The organism is Methylophilus sp. UBA6697 (genome assembly GCF_002454655.1).
GTDB lineage: Bacteria > Pseudomonadota > Gammaproteobacteria > Burkholderiales > Methylophilaceae > Methylophilus.
On sequence record NZ_DKJH01000023.1, the window covers coordinates 1 to 16464 of the forward strand.

Below are 16464 nucleotides of genomic sequence, written 5' to 3' on the forward strand. Positions count from 1 at the left end.
AGGCCGTGATGGCTGGGTGTCTTCCTCTTTGGTTACTTTCTGGGGGACAAGCACCAGAAAGTGACTCGCCTAGAGGCGAAAAAACTTACACAATTCCAGCAGCACACTCAAAGAATCATATTAATTACATATCAAACAACAAAAAAAGCGTCACCCCTCAGCATATTCGCTGGAGGCAACGCCTTTTCAGATCACACTAGTTATTGTTTGCGCTGGCGACGGCTAGCAGCCCCCATCAACAATAAACCAGCGCCCATCAGCGCGTAGGTTTCCGGTTCTGGTACCGTAGAAATGCTCACGCTGTCCAGGTCAAAACGCAGGTTGCTGCCACTGAAGCCTGCTGGCAGGCTGATGCCAAGCTGAACGCGGCCTACCTCATCAAATACCGCATCAAATGATTGGCCTGAGAAGCTGGTGAATGCCGGGTTGGATGGGTCAATGACCAGGTCGATGCGCGTCCAGGTGTTAGGCTCTACCCAGGTGGAAACAATCGCGCTGGCGCCAGGGTTGTTGGACGGGGCGGCAATACGGGCATAGGCTTGCAGGGCGATATCGGCATCGTGGCGGAAGTACCAGCTAAATACCAGGTCGTCACGCCAGTCACCTTGGAAGGCGCCATCGCTACAAGCTGCGCTCTCGCAGCGGAATAACACGGCTACCGAGCCAAATGCGCTGGCCGTCGGGCTGGCGGTTGTGCTGAGATAGGCACCACCATCCGCGCCACCGTTGGCAACAATCTGGTTAGGGTTGCTGCCGGTCGTCCAGCCGGAAAGACCGTCTGTGAAGGTTTCGGTGTATGGGGTGGTTAACGCGGCTGCCTGCCCGGCAAAACTCATGGTGGCGATCAACGCCAGGCTGGTAAATAAATGACGATACATGTGTTGTCCTCTTCGTGAAAATTATAATTAGTAATCAACTTGATAATGAGATTGATTATTATTTATTTTAACATGCGGTTTAACGTTAGCTCAAGGGAGTACTATCTGCAGTAATCGCTGCCTGAGCGGCCTTGCTTGTGGCAAAATAACGCCTTGGTTGCCGCTATGATGAATTTACTCTCACTCGAATCCTCCACCGAAACACTGTCACTGGCCTTGCAAACGGGGGCCGGCTTACACACATTTGATGAAGTCACCGGTCCTGCGGCATCGCAACGTATCCTGCCGGAAATTCAGCGTTTGTTGACGCAGGCAAATATCCAGCTGAGCGCATTGAACGGCATTGTGTATGGCACTGGCCCTGGTGCTTTTACCGGTGTGCGTGTGGCTGTAGGTGTGACGCAGGGACTGGCATTTGGTGCCCACCTGCCAGTGGTCGGCATCAGCTCAGTGCTGGCGGTGGCAGAAACTGCCTGGCAAGAGGCGCAGGCTGAAAAGGTGCTGGTATGCCTGGATGCGCGCATGGGTGAGGTTTATCATGCGGCATTTGTGCGACAAGCCGATGGCTGGCAAGAGGTTTTGCCGCCTGTGGTATGCAAGCCGCAAGATGTGCCTGCTGTGGAAGGCGCGGACTGGCTGGGCGCAGGGTCTGGCTGGCGTGTGTTTGAGCAAGTGTTGTCAGAAAAATATAGCGGCCAACTGGTGAGTGTGCGTCCGGAATTGATGCCTAAAGCTAGCGCGATGCTGACGTTGGCACAGCCATTGTTTGCAGCGGGCCATACCCAGGCTGCGCATGAAGCCGCACCATTGTATATACGTAACCGTGTCGCCTTGACGGCCGCTGAGCGTGCGCAAGGGCAAACGCTGTAACTGATATGAGCGCCTTGCCCCAACAGCACGTCACGTTCCGCCCGATGTCTTATGACGACCTGGCTGCGATTAGCCGGATTGAGCCGACGATTTATAGTCATCCATGGACATTGGGAAACTTCAACGATTCACTCAATGCCGGGTATAGTGCCTGGGTGATGGAGATTGCCGAGGATATTGTTGGCTATGCTTTGGTGATGATGGTGCTGGACGAAGCACATTTGCTCAATCTCAGCATTGCCAAGCCATTTCAGGGCCAGGGCCTTGGACGTACTTTGTTGGCGCATATGGTCGATGTTTCGCAGCGTCATCAAGCGGCTAATATGTTTCTTGAGGTTCGCGTCAGCAATACCAAGGCGATTGCCTTGTATGAATCTATGGGATTTTGTGAGATGGGCGTGCGCCGTAATTACTATCCCACCAAGACTGGCCGTGAAGATGCTGTATTAATGGGGTTGGCATTATGAACAGGAGTGCCTGGTGAGTTTAAGCCGTGAAGACATGTTGCGGGAATTGGAGTTGCTGCCAGTCTGGCGAGCACGTTTGCCTGCGCCTGCAAACTTGTCGCCAGTGACTATTGCAGAACCCGTTGTCACGCTGGAAGCTGCTATAGAAGCCACCGCCGCGCCAGTCTCTGCGCCTGTTGTCGAAACTGTGCCAGAAGTGCTGAATACTGAAGTATCTCTTGCGGAGAGGCTTCAAGCGCCACTGGATGCATCGCCTGAGGTGAAAGAGCCCAGCTTGCCGGAAGTGGTTGCCGAACCGTTGGTGCAAACGCCGTGGCTGCTTTATTGCCCGCACGCCAGTGATGCGCCGAGTCAGCAGTTGTTGCAAAATATTTTGCGTGCCTTGCAACTGCCGCTTGAGGAGGTCTCGCTGTACCAACAGCCATTGCAGCTGACACAAGTGAATACCCGCTTTTGTGTATTGTTTGGCCTTGAGCAGGCAAATCAGTTTTTAGCGACAAATTATGTGGAAATGGCGGCTATTCGTGGTCAGATATTGACATATGGCGACATGCTGGTGGTGGTTACTCATCACCCACAGGCCATGCTGGAAAATCCCTTGTTAAAGCGTGAAGTCTGGCAGGATATGTGTTTGTTGCTGGCCAGGCATGCAGCCGTGGCTGCTTGAAGAAATGTCTTTTAGCCCGCATCTATAAAGTAGATGTGGTTTTATGATGAATTTATGTTTTTTGACTGGAGTCTGACATGCGTCGATTATTAAATATGCTATTGCTGGTAGCTACCCTGAGCCTGTCTGGCTGTGGCTATAACCAGTTTCAAAGTCTGGATGAAGAAACCAAGGCCAACTGGTCTGAGGTATTGAACCAGTATCAGCGCCGCGCAGATTTGGTGCCTAACCTGGTGTCTACAGTGAAAGGCTACGCCAGCCATGAAGAAAAAGTGCTGACTGAAGTGACCGAGGCACGTGCCAAAGTGGGTAGCATGCAGGTCACGCCGGAGTTACTGAATGACCCGGATGCGTTTGCCAAATTCCAGGCGGCACAAGGCCAGCTGACCAGTGCCTTGTCGCGTCTGATGGTGGTGTCTGAAAACTATCCTAACCTGAAAGCGGATGCCAGCTTCCGCGATTTGCAGGCCCAGCTTGAAGGCACTGAAAATCGTGTGACGGTCGCACGTAACCGTTATATTGAGTCTGTGAAGCAATACAACGTGTCCGTACGTAGTTTCCCTAATAATTTGACCGCCATGATGTTTGGTTATCAGCCTAAGCCATCATTTACGGTTGAAAATGAAAAAGCGATTTCAACAGCGCCTAAAGTTGACTTTGGCGATGGTAAGTAATCGCTAACATGACTGCTTGCTGGAAATCATTCCTGCTTGTCTGCTGCGTGCTGTTTGGCATCGCAAGCAGCCAGGCAGCCGATGGCCTGGTCGATATTCCGCCACTGCAAAGCGCAGTGACGGATTTGACGCAGACCTTGTCCGCTGAGGAGCAAGCAGCCCTGAATCAGAAGCTTAGCCAGTTCTCACAGCTGTCTGGCTCCCAAGTGGCGGTGCTGTTATTGCCTAGCACGCAGCCAGAGGAAATTTCGCAGTTTGGTATCCGCCTGGCCGATGCCTGGAAAGTGGGCCGCGAAAAGCAGGATGACGGCGTGATTATTATCGTCGCCAAAAACGATAGGAAAATGCGTATTGAGGTCGGTTATGGCCTCGAAGGTGCGATTCCAGATGCGATTGCCAAGCGCATCATCAGCGAGCAAATTGCACCTGCGTTCAAGCAAGGCCAGTTTTACCAGGGCTTGAATCTGGCGACGGATACCTTGATCAAGCTGATTCAAGGCGAGCAGTTACCTGCGCCCACCAAACAAACGCGCCAGGCACATGCGGATGACTGGATGAGCATGCTGCCTATCCTGATGTTTGCCGCGATTATCGGCGGCGCCATCTTCAAGGGCATGCTGGGTGATTTTCCAGGTAGCCTGGTGACCGGCGGTTTGCTGGGTGGCTTGGCGGGCTGGTTAGGCGCGACAGCCTTGATTATGGGGCTGATTGGTTTGGCAGCATTCGTGTTCACGCTGGCCATGGGCGGGCGTGGTGGCGGATCCTATGGCGCGTATCCTGGCGGCTTTGGCGGTTACTCAGGTGGTAGCCGTGGCCCGGACATTTTCAGTGGCGGCGGCGGTGGCTTTGGGGGCGGTGGTGCCTCCGGTGACTGGTAATCAACCTTGAGAGTCGTATGAAACCTGTACACCCGTTCAAACGCTGGTTCAAACATGCCTGGAGTCATCCTCGGCATGTCAAAGCCTTGTTTCCGCAGCATTCGCTCAAGCAGATTGAATTAGCCATTGCACAAAGCGAGCACCATCACGCCGGTGAAATCCGCGTGGTGATTGAATCTGGTTTACCCACCTATGCTATCCTGCGCAGATTGGCGCCAAGGCAACGTGCGATCAATTTATTCGGCCATTTCAATATTTGGGATACCGAGCATAACAATGGCGTGTTGATTTACCTGCTGCTGGCTGACCATGATGTTGAAATTGTGGCCGACCGCGGCATACACCGGCATGTAGGAGAGGCTGGGTGGCAGCACATTTGCCAGCACATGGAAGGGATGTTCAGAAGTGGGCAGTTTGAAGCAGGTGTGGTGTATGGCATACAAGCGATTGGCGAGCAGCTGGCAACACATTTTCCGCCAGAAGCTGTTCCGCGTAATGAGTTACCTAATCGCGTGCTTATTCTTTAGTTTTACTCTGCCTGCCTACGCAGACCTTAACGATATCAACCGTATTTACCATAGCACTCCCTCGCTAGGATCGTTTGAAATCTGCCAGGGCGGGGGATGCACGCATTCTGATGTACTTAGCCTGACGCCAGCTGAATGGGACAACGTCACCAGGCTATTTACCCCATCCCCGCAAACAGCCGAAGTTGAGCGCGCAGCCATCGCGCAAGCCATTGGTGTGCTGGAGGATATTGTCGGCACCAAGACAGGCACTGCCGCTGATCGTGCCGGTACTTTCAATAACAGCGGCTACCTGCATCAGCAGGACTGCAACGACGAAGCGATCAACAGCACTACCTATATGCGCCTGATGCAGCAGGCTGGCCTGATGCAATTTCACCAGATTTTAGATACCCGTACACGCAAGTTCTTTTTGACCGGCTGGCCGCATAGCGCTGCTGTGATTAAAGAGGACAGCAGTCAGGCGGAATACGCCGTAGACAGCTGGTTTTACGATAACGGCTATCCGGCGACTATTGTACCAATGGCCACCTGGAAAGCCGGCTACATCCCTCAAGACAGCCCCATCCTTGAGCGTAATGATAAAGCTGAGCCAGTTAACGGCGAGTAAGCGTGAATCCGAGTTGACGTGGCCGCGCCAGCAACAAGCTGATGCCTGCCAGTAACAAAGCTGCACTATAAGGTTCAGGCACCGTGCTAGGCACATCCACCGGGATGATGGAGCCTGGTGTCACCGCCCAGGCAAACCAGAAGGTGGGTTCTTTGGTATACACCTCCTGATAGCCATAAGTAGCGAAAAACTCAAACGCGCCATCCACGGCGTTGACTACTTCAGTACCCGTCCAGTAAAACGATTGCACCTGGCTGAATGGGGCGCTTATGCCATAGTTTGAGCTGCGAGGGCCGCCGTAGGGCTCGAGCCCGAGCTCTTTGTAATAAAGTTCTGCAAATTCATCACCAGCGGCAGTGCCGTTGGTAGCAGATCTGTAGCCGCAGTCGGTGCCGCCCTCGCTCCAGTTGCAGCCATCATTACCGATATCGGTCACCGTCGGCAGTCGCCATTCATCACTGCCGGCATAACTGATGGTATTCAGGTAATGTACAAAAGCCTGCGCACCCCACCATGAGGTTTCGCCGACATTGCTGAAGTCTGTGTTTGAAAGGGTATAGGGTGTGCTGCCGAAACTGACCCCGGTATTAGCGGCGATGATGGCATCCACTACTGTGCTATAACCACTACTGGTGATCATGGTGGAAAGCAAATTGGCATCTTTTGTCCATGTAACATCGCTAATGCTGCTATAAAACAAGTCGGCACCATCAGATGTATAGCCGACCAGCGCTGCATTGGCGTGTGGACTCAGGGATAAGGAAACCAGGAAAGTGGCGGTAGCGAGTATTGCATGCATGCGATGAGGACGTGACAACATAACAAAGCCTTTCTATTGTTTGAATAATACATCCAAGGACTTCTGAGACATGTTGCAGATCACAACAGGGATTGCGTACAAGCCTGCAAGTGATCAGTCATGAATGTATATTAGTTTTGCATAAATGTAAATTATTGAGTCTGGGCGCGGTTAAGCTGCGCTTGATTGCTTGTGAATATCGGGTGTAGCTTACGGTTTGTTACTGACTCAGCCATGGTTTAAGGCTAAAATCCTGCCTTTAGATTTCAATTTAATTTACTCTTATGCGCGCCTCACAATTTTTCATTGCTACCCAAAAAGAAGCCCCTTCAGACGCCGAGCTGATCAGCCACAAACTCATGGTGCGTGCCGGGCTGATCAAAAAGCTGGGCAGCGGTTTGTATAGCTGGATGCCGCTGGGTTTGCGTGTATTGCGCAAGGTAGAAAACATCGTGCGTGATGAGATGAACAAGGCTGGCGCGCTGGAGCTGTTGATGCCTGCCGTGCAGCCAAAAGAGTTGTGGGAGGAAACCGGCCGCTGGGCGGTGTTTGGCCCACAAATGCTGAAAATCCAGGATCGTCATGAGCGTGATTTCTGTTTTGGCCCGACGCATGAGGAAGTGATTACTGATATCGCGCGTAAGGAAATCAGCAGCTACAAGCAGTTGCCTTTGAATTTCTACCAGATCCAGACCAAGTTCCGTGACGAGATCCGCCCACGTTTTGGTGTGATGCGCGCGCGCGAGTTTTTAATGAAAGATGCCTACTCCTTCCATACCAGTGCAGACTGTCTGGTGAATACCTACAACAGCATGCACACGGCTTACAGCAATGTATTTACACGCCTGGGCTTGAAGTTCCGTGCAGTGAAGGCCGACTCTGGCGCCATTGGCGGTGATGGTTCACAAGAGTTTCACGTGCTGGCAGATAGCGGCGAAGATGCACTGGCGTATTGCGAGCAGTCTGACTACGCCGCCAACGTCGAGTTGGCCGAGGCGGTTGCTACCGGTAGTCGTGCGGCCGCCAGCGAAAGCATGCGCGAGGTCGATACGCCCAAGCAAACGAGCTGCGAAGACGTCGCCAAATTGCTGGATGTGCCAGTGAGCAAAACCGTTAAATCTGTTGCGCTGATGGTAGATGACGTATTTACCCTGGCCTTGTTGCGTGGCGACCACCAGCTTAACGAAGTGAAGTTTGGCAAGGTAGACGGCGTCAAGGACTTCCGCCTGGCGACTGAAGAAGAAATCCGTGCCAATTTGAGCTGCCCACCTGGCTTTATTGGCCCGGTTGGCGTTAATGCCAATGTGCGCGTAGTGGCCGATAGAACCGTGTCACTCATGAGTGATTTCGTTTGTGGCGCCAATAAACCTAAGTTCCACCTGGCGGGTGTGAATTTTGGCCGCGATTTGCCAGAGCCAGTTATCGTGGCGGATATCCGCAACGTGGTAACTGGCGATGCCAGCCCGGATGGCAAAGGTACTTTGGATTTGTGTCGTGGCATCGAAGTTGGCCATATTTTCCAATTGCGTACCAAATATTCCGAGGCCATGCAGGCGACTTACCTGGACGAGAATGGTCAGACGCAAGTGATGGAGATGGGCTGTTATGGTATCGGCGTGTCACGTATCGTCGGTGCAGCGATTGAGCAGGGCAACGACGAAAAAGGCATTATTTTCCCGCTGAGTATGGCGCCGTTTGCCGTGGTCATTTGCCCGATTGGCCTCGACAAGAGCGACGCAGTAAAACAGGCCGCATATGACCTCTACGCCCAGTTGCAACAAGCGGGTGTGGATGTGCTGCTGGATGACCGTGGTGAGCGCCCGGGCGTCATGTTCGCCGAAAGCGACCTCATGGGCATTCCGCATCGCGTGGTGATTGGTGACCGTGGTTTGGCTGAAGGTAAAGTCGAATATAAAGGCCGTACTGACGCTGAGGCACAAAACTTGCAAGTGACTGAATGTGTGGCCTTTTTGCGTGACAAACTTGGTCAGTAATTAGAGGGATTTCATCCCTCTGTTTGGCGCCTGTGGCGGGATGAATTTGATTACAATAGACGCAATGAAAAAAGCATTCTTCTTTTTGTTTGCCTTGTTGCTGGCCGGCCTGTGTGCATGGTCAGCGCCGTCTTTTGCTGGCAACCAGAAAGAGGAGCCGCTTGCCAATAGCGTCAAGGCGCTGATGCAGAAGTCTGTCAGCGACCTCGCTGCGCCAAGATTGTTATTTGATAACGAGCTGTCGGCACAACAATGGTTGCAGGATATGTCTGCCCGCCTGGCCAAGCGTATGCCTGATGCGCAATACCGTGAAGATTTCCTTAAGTCTGTACACTACGAAGCCACACGTGCAGGGCTGGATCCGCAAATGGTGTTGGGCCTGATTCACGTTGAAAGTGGGTTTAAAAAGTATGCGGTATCCAGCGTAGGTGCCCGCGGGTATATGCAGGTGATGCCATTCTGGGTGAAGTCGATTGGTGTCAACGAGCACAATCTGTTTGATATGCGTTTAAACCTGCGTTACGGCTGTACTATTTTGCGCCATTACCTGGATATTGAACGCGGCGATTATTATCGTGCGCTGGGTCGTTATAACGGTAGTCTGGGCAAACCTGATTACCCGAACCTGGTAGTGGGTGCCTGGCGTAATCACTGGCATTATGCGCCTGCTTCAGACACGCCCAAGCTGAATGTTGCGAGTCAATAACCGAATCAAACAGATAATAAAAAACCGCGCCTAGGCGCGGTTTTTTATTATGGTCGTTCAAACTTATTTAACCACTTTAAAGCCATAGTAGGTGCCAAACTCACCTTCTGGCTCGTGGTAGACAAACATCATGCCGTTGGTATACCCCAGGCCATTAAAGTGATTTTGTGAACGTAACTTCATGCTGGCAGGCAGCGCACTTTTGCCGACAAACTGACCATTCAAGTCAAAAATCAATACGGCTTTGTGGTCGACATCCAGTAACGCCAACTCATTGCCAGCGACGCCTGTAAAGGCAATATAGTGGTCGCTGACATCGTCGTGCGCCACTTGTGCTTTGGCAAAGTCGAGTTTGATTTCCTGCAGTTTTTCGCGTTGTTTGGCATCGACGACAAATACCAGGTTGCCTCTATCCTGTTTGGCATAATAGTGTTTGCTCACGGGGTCGTAGCTGGGCATGGTGCCTGCATCGCCAAAGGCCGGGTTGAACTGGGCGACGTCGCCCGAAGTGCCTAACAGCTCGCCTTTATCACCTACATCCAGACTGTAAATGCCGGTATTGGGTGAAAAGCCTACTGCGCTGGAAATATTATAGGTAATGGTTTCCAGCTTGCCCGAGTTCGGGTTGTAATAGAGCGAACGATTGTCGTAGCCAGGTTTGGCCGAGTTGACATAGCTGCCGTCTGCCGTAAAAGCATGCACCTCGGATTTTGAAATCGGCGCTTCAAACTCGCTGCCCATCGGCGCCAATCCACCATCGGCAATGTAGTAGTGTTGATTGCTGGGTAAATAAGCCACGGCCATCGGGCGCGTAGTCGGCTTTTTAGTCAGTGGGATTTTTACGCCGACTTCTGCCTCGGGCAAAATCTCAGCATGGGCGGTGACTGTTAGGCAAAATAGTGCCAGGCTGCTCAAGGTGGTGGTGATGGGTTGCATAACGCCGTGATCCTGTTTTTATGGGTGATGAATAGACTGTTATTCTAACGTGCAAGTTTAAGATTTTGCTGACTGTACGCGCGTAATCAGCATGGCATCGCCATAACTGAAAAAACGGTAAGACTGATCAATCGCATGTGCATAAGCCTTGCGCATCAAATCATAGCCACCAAATGCGGATACCAGCATCATCAAAGTGCTTTTCGGCAGGTGAAAGTTAGTGATTAATCTATCCACCAGCTTGAACTCAAACCCAGGCGTAATAAAAATATTGGTGTCACCATGATGCGCAAACAACTTGCCCACATGCGCCGCACTCTCCAGTGTGCGCAACGAGGTCGTGCCTACCGCTGTGACACGTTTGCCACTTGCGCGCGCGTTGAGAATCGTGCTAATCGTTTCCTCAGGCAAATGGTAAACCTCGCTGTGCATATGATGCTCGGCAATATTGTCCACTTTTACTGGCTGAAACGTGCCCGCACCCACATGCAGCGTCACGTAGCGCACATGCACGCCTTTGTTGATGAGCGCCTGTAATAAGGCCTCATCAAAATGCAGGCCAGCCGTCGGTGCAGCCACCGCCCCCGCATGCTTGGCAAACACGGTTTGGTAACGCGTATCATCTGCGGCATCCGCCTTGTGCTCAATGTAAGGCGGCAACGGCAACTGGCCATATTGTTCCAGAAAGTCATACCAGGACTCATTGCCCAGCAGGCGGATATGAAACATATCAGCATGTCTGCCTAACACCTCAGCCTGATAGTCACCCGACAAATGCAACAAACTGCCCGCTTTGGGCGAGCGTGAGGACTTGATTTGCGCATAAGCCTCTTGCTCAGACAACACACGGTCTATCATCACCTCAATCTGGCCGCCAGTGGCTTTTTGCCCAAACAGTCTGGCTTTGATGACTTTTGTGTCATTGAGAACGAGCACATCGCCCGCCTCAAAGTGGTCGGCAATCTGGCGGAAATAACTGTCCTGGATAGTCTGTTGTATGGCATTGACTTCTAGCAGGCGACTTTCTGAACGGTTGGGTAGAGGATGTTGCGCAATTAAGTGTGCGGGAAGATAAAAATCGAAATCTAGAGTTTTCATAAATCAAAATTATGGTTATAATAGCTGTCTTTGAGATGTCCAACATTATATCCCATGCCGGGATGGCGGAACTGGTAGACGCACTGGACTCAAAATCCAGCGCCGCAAGGCGTGCCGGTTCGATTCCGGCTCCCGGCACCATGTAATGGTACAGAGCAGTCCAATTAATCCCGTAAATCAACGACTTACGGGATTTTTTGTGTCCATAGTAGTCCAAAGTAGTGCATTAGCATCCATGAATATTTAGGGGTAACAAAAATTACCCCAGCAGGAGTTACCCCGAAATGGCACTCACAGATACTGCTTTACGGAATGCAAAACCTGCCGAGAAGCCATATAAGCTCTATGATGAGCGCGGGCTGTAGGATGCTGAAGGTATTCTTTTCCTGCCTCATCCAAAGTTATACCTGACCTGGGTAAATGTAGTGAAGGGGGAGCAAGTAATACACGGTGTCCTTTGCTATGCAATCGGTTGAAAAAATCATTGGCCAGTTTGAATGTGCGATCTAAGGTTGCTTTGGTAACTATAAAGTCCGGCAAATTCTTTTTTTATTGGCTTTAAATATCCCATCTCGGATTCAGGAACACCTTGAAAGTATCCCAATGACTCGGTTAGCAATGGATGTTGGGTATTTGTATTTTTCTCTTTTGATGATTTGGATACTGGCTCGCCTGAGGTATTTTTTGGCAGCTCAAAAGGGAGGTGAGTCGCAGGTTCATATTCTCGACACCATTCGAGTTCATCTCCCAGCAAAGCATCTGGCCTCGCTGGGCGAGGCGGAGTAGCTTTTCCCGATGCTAATTTTGCCCAATAGCCTGTTGGCGGTCTGGGAATATTTAAGCGTTTTAAAACCCGGACTAGATAACTATCAGATACGTCGTGGCGCTTGGCCACTTTAGTGATAGGCTCTGACCAAGCTTGATCGTAAAGCTCCTGCCTGGATACACCCATATCAAATTCCTATGCAAAGAATCTATCGAAATGTAGTGCTATTATTTAATTACAATCTACTAATAACCAATCATAGACTTGGGAGAGGCTATGCGAATTATTTTTTTATTGTTTCTTTTGGCTTGTTTCCAGACGCAAGCAGAAATTTATAAAGACTTTGCGCCATTTACAACTGTCGCACAAATGAAAGCAAAGTATCCAAATGCTAAATTTGAAATAGTTAAAGCTGCATGGGTAAAGGAAAAGGATAAGTTCATCAAAATTACGGGAGATGGCTTACCAGGCACTATATACGTCGCAACCTCAAAATCATCGGATGCTGTAATTACACAACGAATTGAAAGATACAAAGCCCTAATTGCTGAAAACCCAGATCAAGACAATTCAGCTTACAACGCTGGAATTGAATTTAACGAAAAATATCTTTCCCTGCCCGACGACGAAAGATATTCGATTGATTGGCTCAGATGGGTTCCAGATGTGGCAATTCCTCTAGAGCGACTTAAAGCCAAATTTGGTGAGCCCAATAAATATGATTACGGCGAGTCTGATTTCCAACCTTTTGCAGAATGGAGTGCACGAGATTTGCATGTGAACCTATCTGATGACAAGAAGCTAGTTTATTCAATTGAATATCACTTTACTGATGAAGAGTATGACATTGCTTTAGGAGTTAAGGACGCACCTTCCATGCCTGCTGATGCTTTCAAACCAGTTCAGAAAAAGTCAAAACTAAAAACGAAATCTAAGTAGCCATATTGGAAGCATTTTCATTCAGTTGATTTTCACTGCTTTTATTTAACAAAGGTTATTAAAATGTATAAGTACAGACACGACGTAAGCAATCGCACCGTCTATCGTTTCCCTATCGAGCCCTTTATGACTGAAGCTATGCATAGAGGTAAGCGAGCTGGTTGGAATGTGTACATGGAAGTAACTATTACCTGTGCTAATAATAGATTTCTGAACAATCGCTGGGAGAAAGATGTAGTTAACTTCCCACGTCAATTCTTTGATACTCGTTACAGTAGAGAAGAAGCTCTTGCATACTTCCATAGCAATAATGATCCAAGAGGGGAAGAGATTGATCAAGAGCTCTATCAAAGACTGCAAAAGCAATATGAAAATGAGGCTAGAAATAATTCTTAAAAATACGTTATGAGAGTCTCGAGGAACTGGTCGCCATTACCAGCAAGAAAACTCCACGGGCTCAAGCTGACTGGTTTAAAAGTCACTTTGATGTCGCGATGCTGTATATGACTCTCTTGGCGTAATCATTACGCATGATGTTTTCAATGCCATCGTTGCCAAAAGGTATGGTGTATTAATTACCAAAGAAGATAAGGCAGCCGAACCAAGGCCACAAGTAAAACTACTCAAAGGGCTAAGAAAAGCCAGATCCGGGGATAAAGCTTAAAAACAACCCAATGCCTTTACTTAGGGATTCCTGAAGTGCTTGTGTCTTTTCAAGAGTTTCACCTACTATTTTTCCTAAAGACAATTAACCTAATAAAAATAAAAAAAACAGGAGATAAACAATGTCCGTAACAACATTCGCAGATGATCTATTAGAGCTGGAAGCTTTCTCAAAACGGCTTGAAAAGTTTATAGATACTGAGCATCGCTTTGTAGAGGGTGGTTTAGTACTGGCATTGAGCTCAAAATACGGAACAGGCAAAACAACATTCTTAAATATGTGGCGTTCTGCATTGATTGCAGCCGATGATAAAAAGCGAATTGTTGTCTCATTAAATGCCTGGGAAAGTGATTACTTAGGTGATCCACTCTATTCAATTGTTTCTGCATTAGCACATACATTTTCTGAGGCAGGAAAAGATGCTGATAAGGTTGTCGAGGCCGCAAAGGATTTGGGTTGGTTTGTCACAGCAATTGGCTCTCAGGTCGCTGAAAAATTTACAGGTATTAAGCCAGTTGAAGCTGGAGAGTTGGCTGAAAAGAAAAAACAGCAACGGCAGGAGGTAGTTTCAATATCAGATGCATTTTCTGTTTTTGAGAAGCGCAAAGCAGCAATGACGTCTTTGAAAAAGGCAATACAAGATCTTATAGAGTCATCAACACCTAGAGTTTTATTTTTAGTAGATGAGCTGGATAGATGCAGGCCAGATTATGCGATCACTTATCTGGAAACAATTAAGCACATTTTTGACATCAGTGGAGCAGTGTTTATTTTGGCTGCCGATAGAAAACAGCTTGAAAGTTCAGCAAAAACAGCATTTGGACAAGATTTGGATTTCAATGAGTACTACAGGAAATTTGTGCATCGCGAGGTTACTTTACCGCCGATTTCAGCTTCCGCCTATCAAAAGATTGTCGATCAATATGTGAACCGATATTTAGTGATAGAAGGTTCAAGATTTTGTTATATGAAGCTAGATCAAACTCGAGTAGAAGAAATTACCGATTTAATTAAAAAATTACAATTGACACCTCGTCAAATTCAAGAGGTCTTTCGTACTCTAGGGCACCTGCTTGAAACTGGTATCAAAGCTAACTCTGGAAATCTATACTGGGCTATTGGGGTGGGCTCTTTAGCAATGGCAATTTTTAAAATCGGAGCTCCGAATATCTTCTATAAATTGGGCAATAAAAAACTTAAACCAGAGGAGGCATTAGCCTTTTTGAGAACTGTAGAAGATATACATATTGATTGGTGGTTTGCATTAATCTTTACTGGGGATGGGTTAGATGTTTCAGAGAACACAGATTATGATACTTTGCTAAAAGAAATAGGTTTGAAAAGTGCCATTTCTCGATCTGATCTAAATGAATATAGCAACGGTTGGGGCAGGATGAGTAGAAATAGATTTCCTGAAATTTATTCAAAAATTCAACATATTGACCAATGGAAATGATTAGATTGAAGTTCGTTGCTCATAAAAAGACTCGAACTTTAGTTGCTGATTTTTTGAGATATTAAACCGCCTTGCCAAGTGCTAATTAGGCTGGCGGAGAGAGAGGGATTCGAACCTAGTCGGACACTAGAGTTTAAAACTAAGCGCTGATGAGTATTTCAGGAGGCGCGAGCCGGAGTCGAACCGACACAACTGTTCAGCCGAGAGATTTTAAGTCCCTTGTCTTATTGCTTGGAGCACGGATCTTGAGTCGGATACCATCTTAGAGCGTATAGCTGAACTTTTTTATACAGAATGCTATACATTCCACTGAGGGTGAAGTTAAACCTTGGCAGATACGGCGAAGCTTTAAGTGTCAAAACTATACTGGCGACTGGAAAGAGTTATTGGTCGTTAAATAAACTGACTATTACCAAATGCCTTTGGATCATAATGATTTTTTGTTTCTGTTAAGGTTTCTGCATATTTTGCATAGCCAGTAACACCAAATGGCATGTGCTCTAAGAATGCGTAACGCTCGATTAATAGCTTAAATTTAAAATACGTGTCCTGGTCACTACTGCAATAACAATTTATTGCCAATAATTGCGTAACATCGTAGTTAAGAAACGATCTGACGATATTACTGTACATTTTCTCATCGGGTGCAAAAGCAGATTCCTTGATACTGTCTACCGAAAAGTCGGGGTAAATATTGCTATTGGGAATGCTATTGGCAATCAACTTTAATAGTTGATACAAAACTCTAAAATATTGTCCAATAGACGCATTGTAAGTGGTTAGGTCAGTCTTTGCGGAGCTAAGGGTTGGATATCTACGAGCAATAACTATATTGTGTAGGGCTCGGGCTATGTCATTTTGATGAAACTCTAGAAGTTTGTTATGTTGATCCAGCAATGAAAAGAAAGTATTTTCAAACTGCTGTTTAGACTGAGTTTCAAGTTGTTTAGCAAGTGCATCCTGTGCCATTTCCTGAGCGTTTGCAGTCCTTTTTAATTGTTTTGTTGATGCTTTGAGCTCTTTGCGCGAGGCCTTGAGTTCTTTGCGTTGCAAATTAATGGTGGTTAATAATGCAATAAAGCTTAGAAAGCTAAAAAATGGATTTAATGTGCCGCCAACGAAATCCCCAAAGGTTCCCCATTCACCATTGGTCGTGGTAATTAAGTCACCATGAAAGTTGTAAAAATAAAAACCGAATACAAATGCCGCAACTCCCACAGCTATCCAGAAGAAAACCTCAGATTGAAATTTGAGGAGGAAACTATTTTTATTGTTCGCATTCATTGTTTTTAATCGTTAGATATCACAGACATTTGATTAGATCAGATACTAGAGAGCTATGTCTACTAATCCTTAATTAGCGGTTTTCAGTAGTGATAATGTTTGAGAAGAGCTTAGTATGTTTGTGCTTTTTTCAGCTAAACGTTTGTGCTTTTATTTCCCAACGCGTTTGTGCTCTAGCTTTTTTAAAGAACAAACGTACAGAGTGGAAGCGGTTGCGAAATGCTACGGATAGCGGAAAGTGCCGTGAAGAT

Annotated in this window: 20 protein-coding genes and 1 tRNA gene; 15 read left to right on the forward strand and 6 right to left on the reverse strand. The window is 48.0% G+C overall.

The annotated features are described in order from the left end of the window. Positions 1 to 200: 200 nt before the first annotated feature. Positions 201 to 878, reverse strand: coding sequence for a PEP-CTERM sorting domain-containing protein (locus B3355_RS06740; protein WP_292781813.1), 678 nt, complete (start codon positions 876 to 878; stop codon positions 201 to 203). 168 nt (positions 879 to 1046) lie between these two features. Here B3355_RS06740 and tsaB point away from each other — a divergent pair, with 168 nt between their 5' ends. The 7 genes from tsaB to B3355_RS06775 all read left to right on the forward strand — a co-directional run bounded on the left by tsaB (position 1047) and on the right by B3355_RS06775 (position 5571). After that, positions 1047 to 1748, forward strand: coding sequence for a tRNA (adenosine(37)-N6)-threonylcarbamoyltransferase complex dimerization subunit type 1 TsaB (gene tsaB / locus B3355_RS06745; RefSeq protein ID WP_292782079.1), 702 nt, complete (start codon positions 1047 to 1049; stop codon positions 1746 to 1748). A gap of 5 nt (positions 1749 to 1753) precedes the next feature. Continuing rightward, positions 1754 to 2215 (forward strand): ribosomal protein S18-alanine N-acetyltransferase, encoded by a 462-nt coding sequence (gene rimI / locus B3355_RS06750; protein ID WP_024930685.1) that lies wholly within the window; start codon positions 1754 to 1756, stop codon positions 2213 to 2215. 13 nt (positions 2216 to 2228) lie between these two features. Further along, the gene (locus B3355_RS06755; RefSeq protein WP_292781816.1) at positions 2229 to 2882 is read left to right on the forward strand and encodes a hypothetical protein; all 654 of its coding nucleotides are present in this window, start codon (positions 2229 to 2231) and stop codon (positions 2880 to 2882) included. 77 nt (positions 2883 to 2959) lie between these two features. Then, positions 2960 to 3556 (forward strand): LemA family protein, encoded by a 597-nt coding sequence (locus tag B3355_RS06760; protein ID WP_024930687.1) that lies wholly within the window; start codon positions 2960 to 2962, stop codon positions 3554 to 3556. Positions 3557 to 3564: 8 nt separating this feature from the next. Next, entirely contained in the window at positions 3565 to 4434 is an 870-nt protein-coding gene (locus B3355_RS06765; protein WP_292781821.1) for a TPM domain-containing protein, read from the forward strand. 17 nt (positions 4435 to 4451) lie between these two features. Then, complete coding sequence (locus B3355_RS06770; protein ID WP_047516408.1) at positions 4452 to 4961, forward strand: TPM domain-containing protein; 510 nt, start codon at positions 4452 to 4454, stop codon at positions 4959 to 4961. Then, positions 4930 to 5571, forward strand: coding sequence for a hypothetical protein (locus B3355_RS06775; RefSeq protein WP_292781826.1), 642 nt, complete (start codon positions 4930 to 4932; stop codon positions 5569 to 5571). The genes B3355_RS06770 and B3355_RS06775 overlap by 32 nt, the downstream gene beginning before the upstream one ends. Here B3355_RS06775 and B3355_RS06780 read toward each other — a convergent pair. Further along, positions 5558 to 6391, reverse strand: a complete 834-nt coding sequence (locus B3355_RS06780) for a PEP-CTERM sorting domain-containing protein (RefSeq protein ID WP_292781829.1) — start codon at positions 6389 to 6391, stop codon at positions 5558 to 5560. The genes B3355_RS06775 and B3355_RS06780 overlap by 14 nt on opposite strands. A gap of 263 nt (positions 6392 to 6654) precedes the next feature. Between B3355_RS06780 and B3355_RS06785 the strand changes: the two genes are divergently transcribed. Then, positions 6655 to 8364 (forward strand): proline--tRNA ligase, encoded by a 1710-nt coding sequence (locus B3355_RS06785; protein WP_292781832.1) that lies wholly within the window; start codon positions 6655 to 6657, stop codon positions 8362 to 8364. A gap of 64 nt (positions 8365 to 8428) precedes the next feature. Further along, a complete protein-coding gene (locus B3355_RS06790; protein WP_292782081.1) occupies positions 8429 to 9070 on the forward strand; it encodes a lytic transglycosylase domain-containing protein in 642 nt (213 codons plus the stop codon). A 63-nt stretch (positions 9071 to 9133) separates the two neighbouring features. On the opposite strand, the gene B3355_RS06795 is transcribed toward B3355_RS06790, so the two are convergent. Both B3355_RS06795 and queA read right to left on the reverse strand, forming a co-directional pair. Continuing rightward, on the reverse strand, positions 9134 to 10006 hold the full coding sequence (locus B3355_RS06795; protein WP_292781835.1) for a hypothetical protein: 873 nt from the start codon (positions 10004 to 10006) through the stop codon (positions 9134 to 9136). Between the two features lie 57 nt (positions 10007 to 10063). Continuing rightward, positions 10064 to 11104 (reverse strand): tRNA preQ1(34) S-adenosylmethionine ribosyltransferase-isomerase QueA, encoded by a 1041-nt coding sequence (gene queA / locus B3355_RS06800; protein WP_292781837.1) that lies wholly within the window; start codon positions 11102 to 11104, stop codon positions 10064 to 10066. A gap of 56 nt (positions 11105 to 11160) precedes the next feature. On the opposite strand from queA, the gene B3355_RS06805 reads away from it, so the two are divergent. Continuing rightward, positions 11161 to 11245 (forward strand) — tRNA-Leu (locus tag B3355_RS06805). Positions 11246 to 11585: 340 nt separating this feature from the next. On the opposite strand, the gene B3355_RS06810 is transcribed toward B3355_RS06805, so the two are convergent. After that, entirely contained in the window at positions 11586 to 12056 is a 471-nt protein-coding gene (locus B3355_RS06810) for a hypothetical protein (RefSeq protein ID WP_292781840.1), read from the reverse strand. 90 nt (positions 12057 to 12146) lie between these two features. Between B3355_RS06810 and B3355_RS06815 the strand changes: the two genes are divergently transcribed. From B3355_RS06815 to B3355_RS06835, 5 genes are all read left to right on the forward strand, one after another. After that, positions 12147 to 12809 carry a hypothetical protein gene (locus B3355_RS06815; protein WP_292781843.1) on the forward strand — a complete coding sequence of 221 codons (663 nt, stop codon included), beginning with the start codon at positions 12147 to 12149 and terminating at the stop codon, positions 12807 to 12809. 174 nt (positions 12810 to 12983) lie between these two features. Continuing rightward, positions 12984 to 13205 carry a hypothetical protein gene (locus tag B3355_RS06820; RefSeq protein WP_292781846.1) on the forward strand — a complete coding sequence of 74 codons (222 nt, stop codon included), beginning with the start codon at positions 12984 to 12986 and terminating at the stop codon, positions 13203 to 13205. A gap of 35 nt (positions 13206 to 13240) precedes the next feature. After that, the gene (locus B3355_RS13640) at positions 13241 to 13330 is read left to right on the forward strand and encodes a hypothetical protein (protein WP_292782084.1); all 90 of its coding nucleotides are present in this window, start codon (positions 13241 to 13243) and stop codon (positions 13328 to 13330) included. A gap of 264 nt (positions 13331 to 13594) precedes the next feature. Beyond that, positions 13595 to 14929, forward strand: a complete 1335-nt coding sequence (locus B3355_RS06830) for a KAP family P-loop NTPase fold protein (RefSeq protein WP_292781849.1) — start codon at positions 13595 to 13597, stop codon at positions 14927 to 14929. 299 nt (positions 14930 to 15228) lie between these two features. After that, positions 15229 to 15330, forward strand: coding sequence for a DUF4113 domain-containing protein (locus B3355_RS06835; protein ID WP_292782086.1), 102 nt, complete (start codon positions 15229 to 15231; stop codon positions 15328 to 15330). On the opposite strand, the gene B3355_RS06840 is transcribed toward B3355_RS06835, so the two are convergent. Next, a complete protein-coding gene (locus B3355_RS06840) occupies positions 15323 to 16213 on the reverse strand; it encodes a putative phage abortive infection protein (protein WP_292781852.1) in 891 nt (296 codons plus the stop codon). The two genes, B3355_RS06835 and B3355_RS06840, sit on opposite strands and share 8 nt — an antisense overlap. Positions 16214 to 16464: the final 251 nt, after the last annotated feature.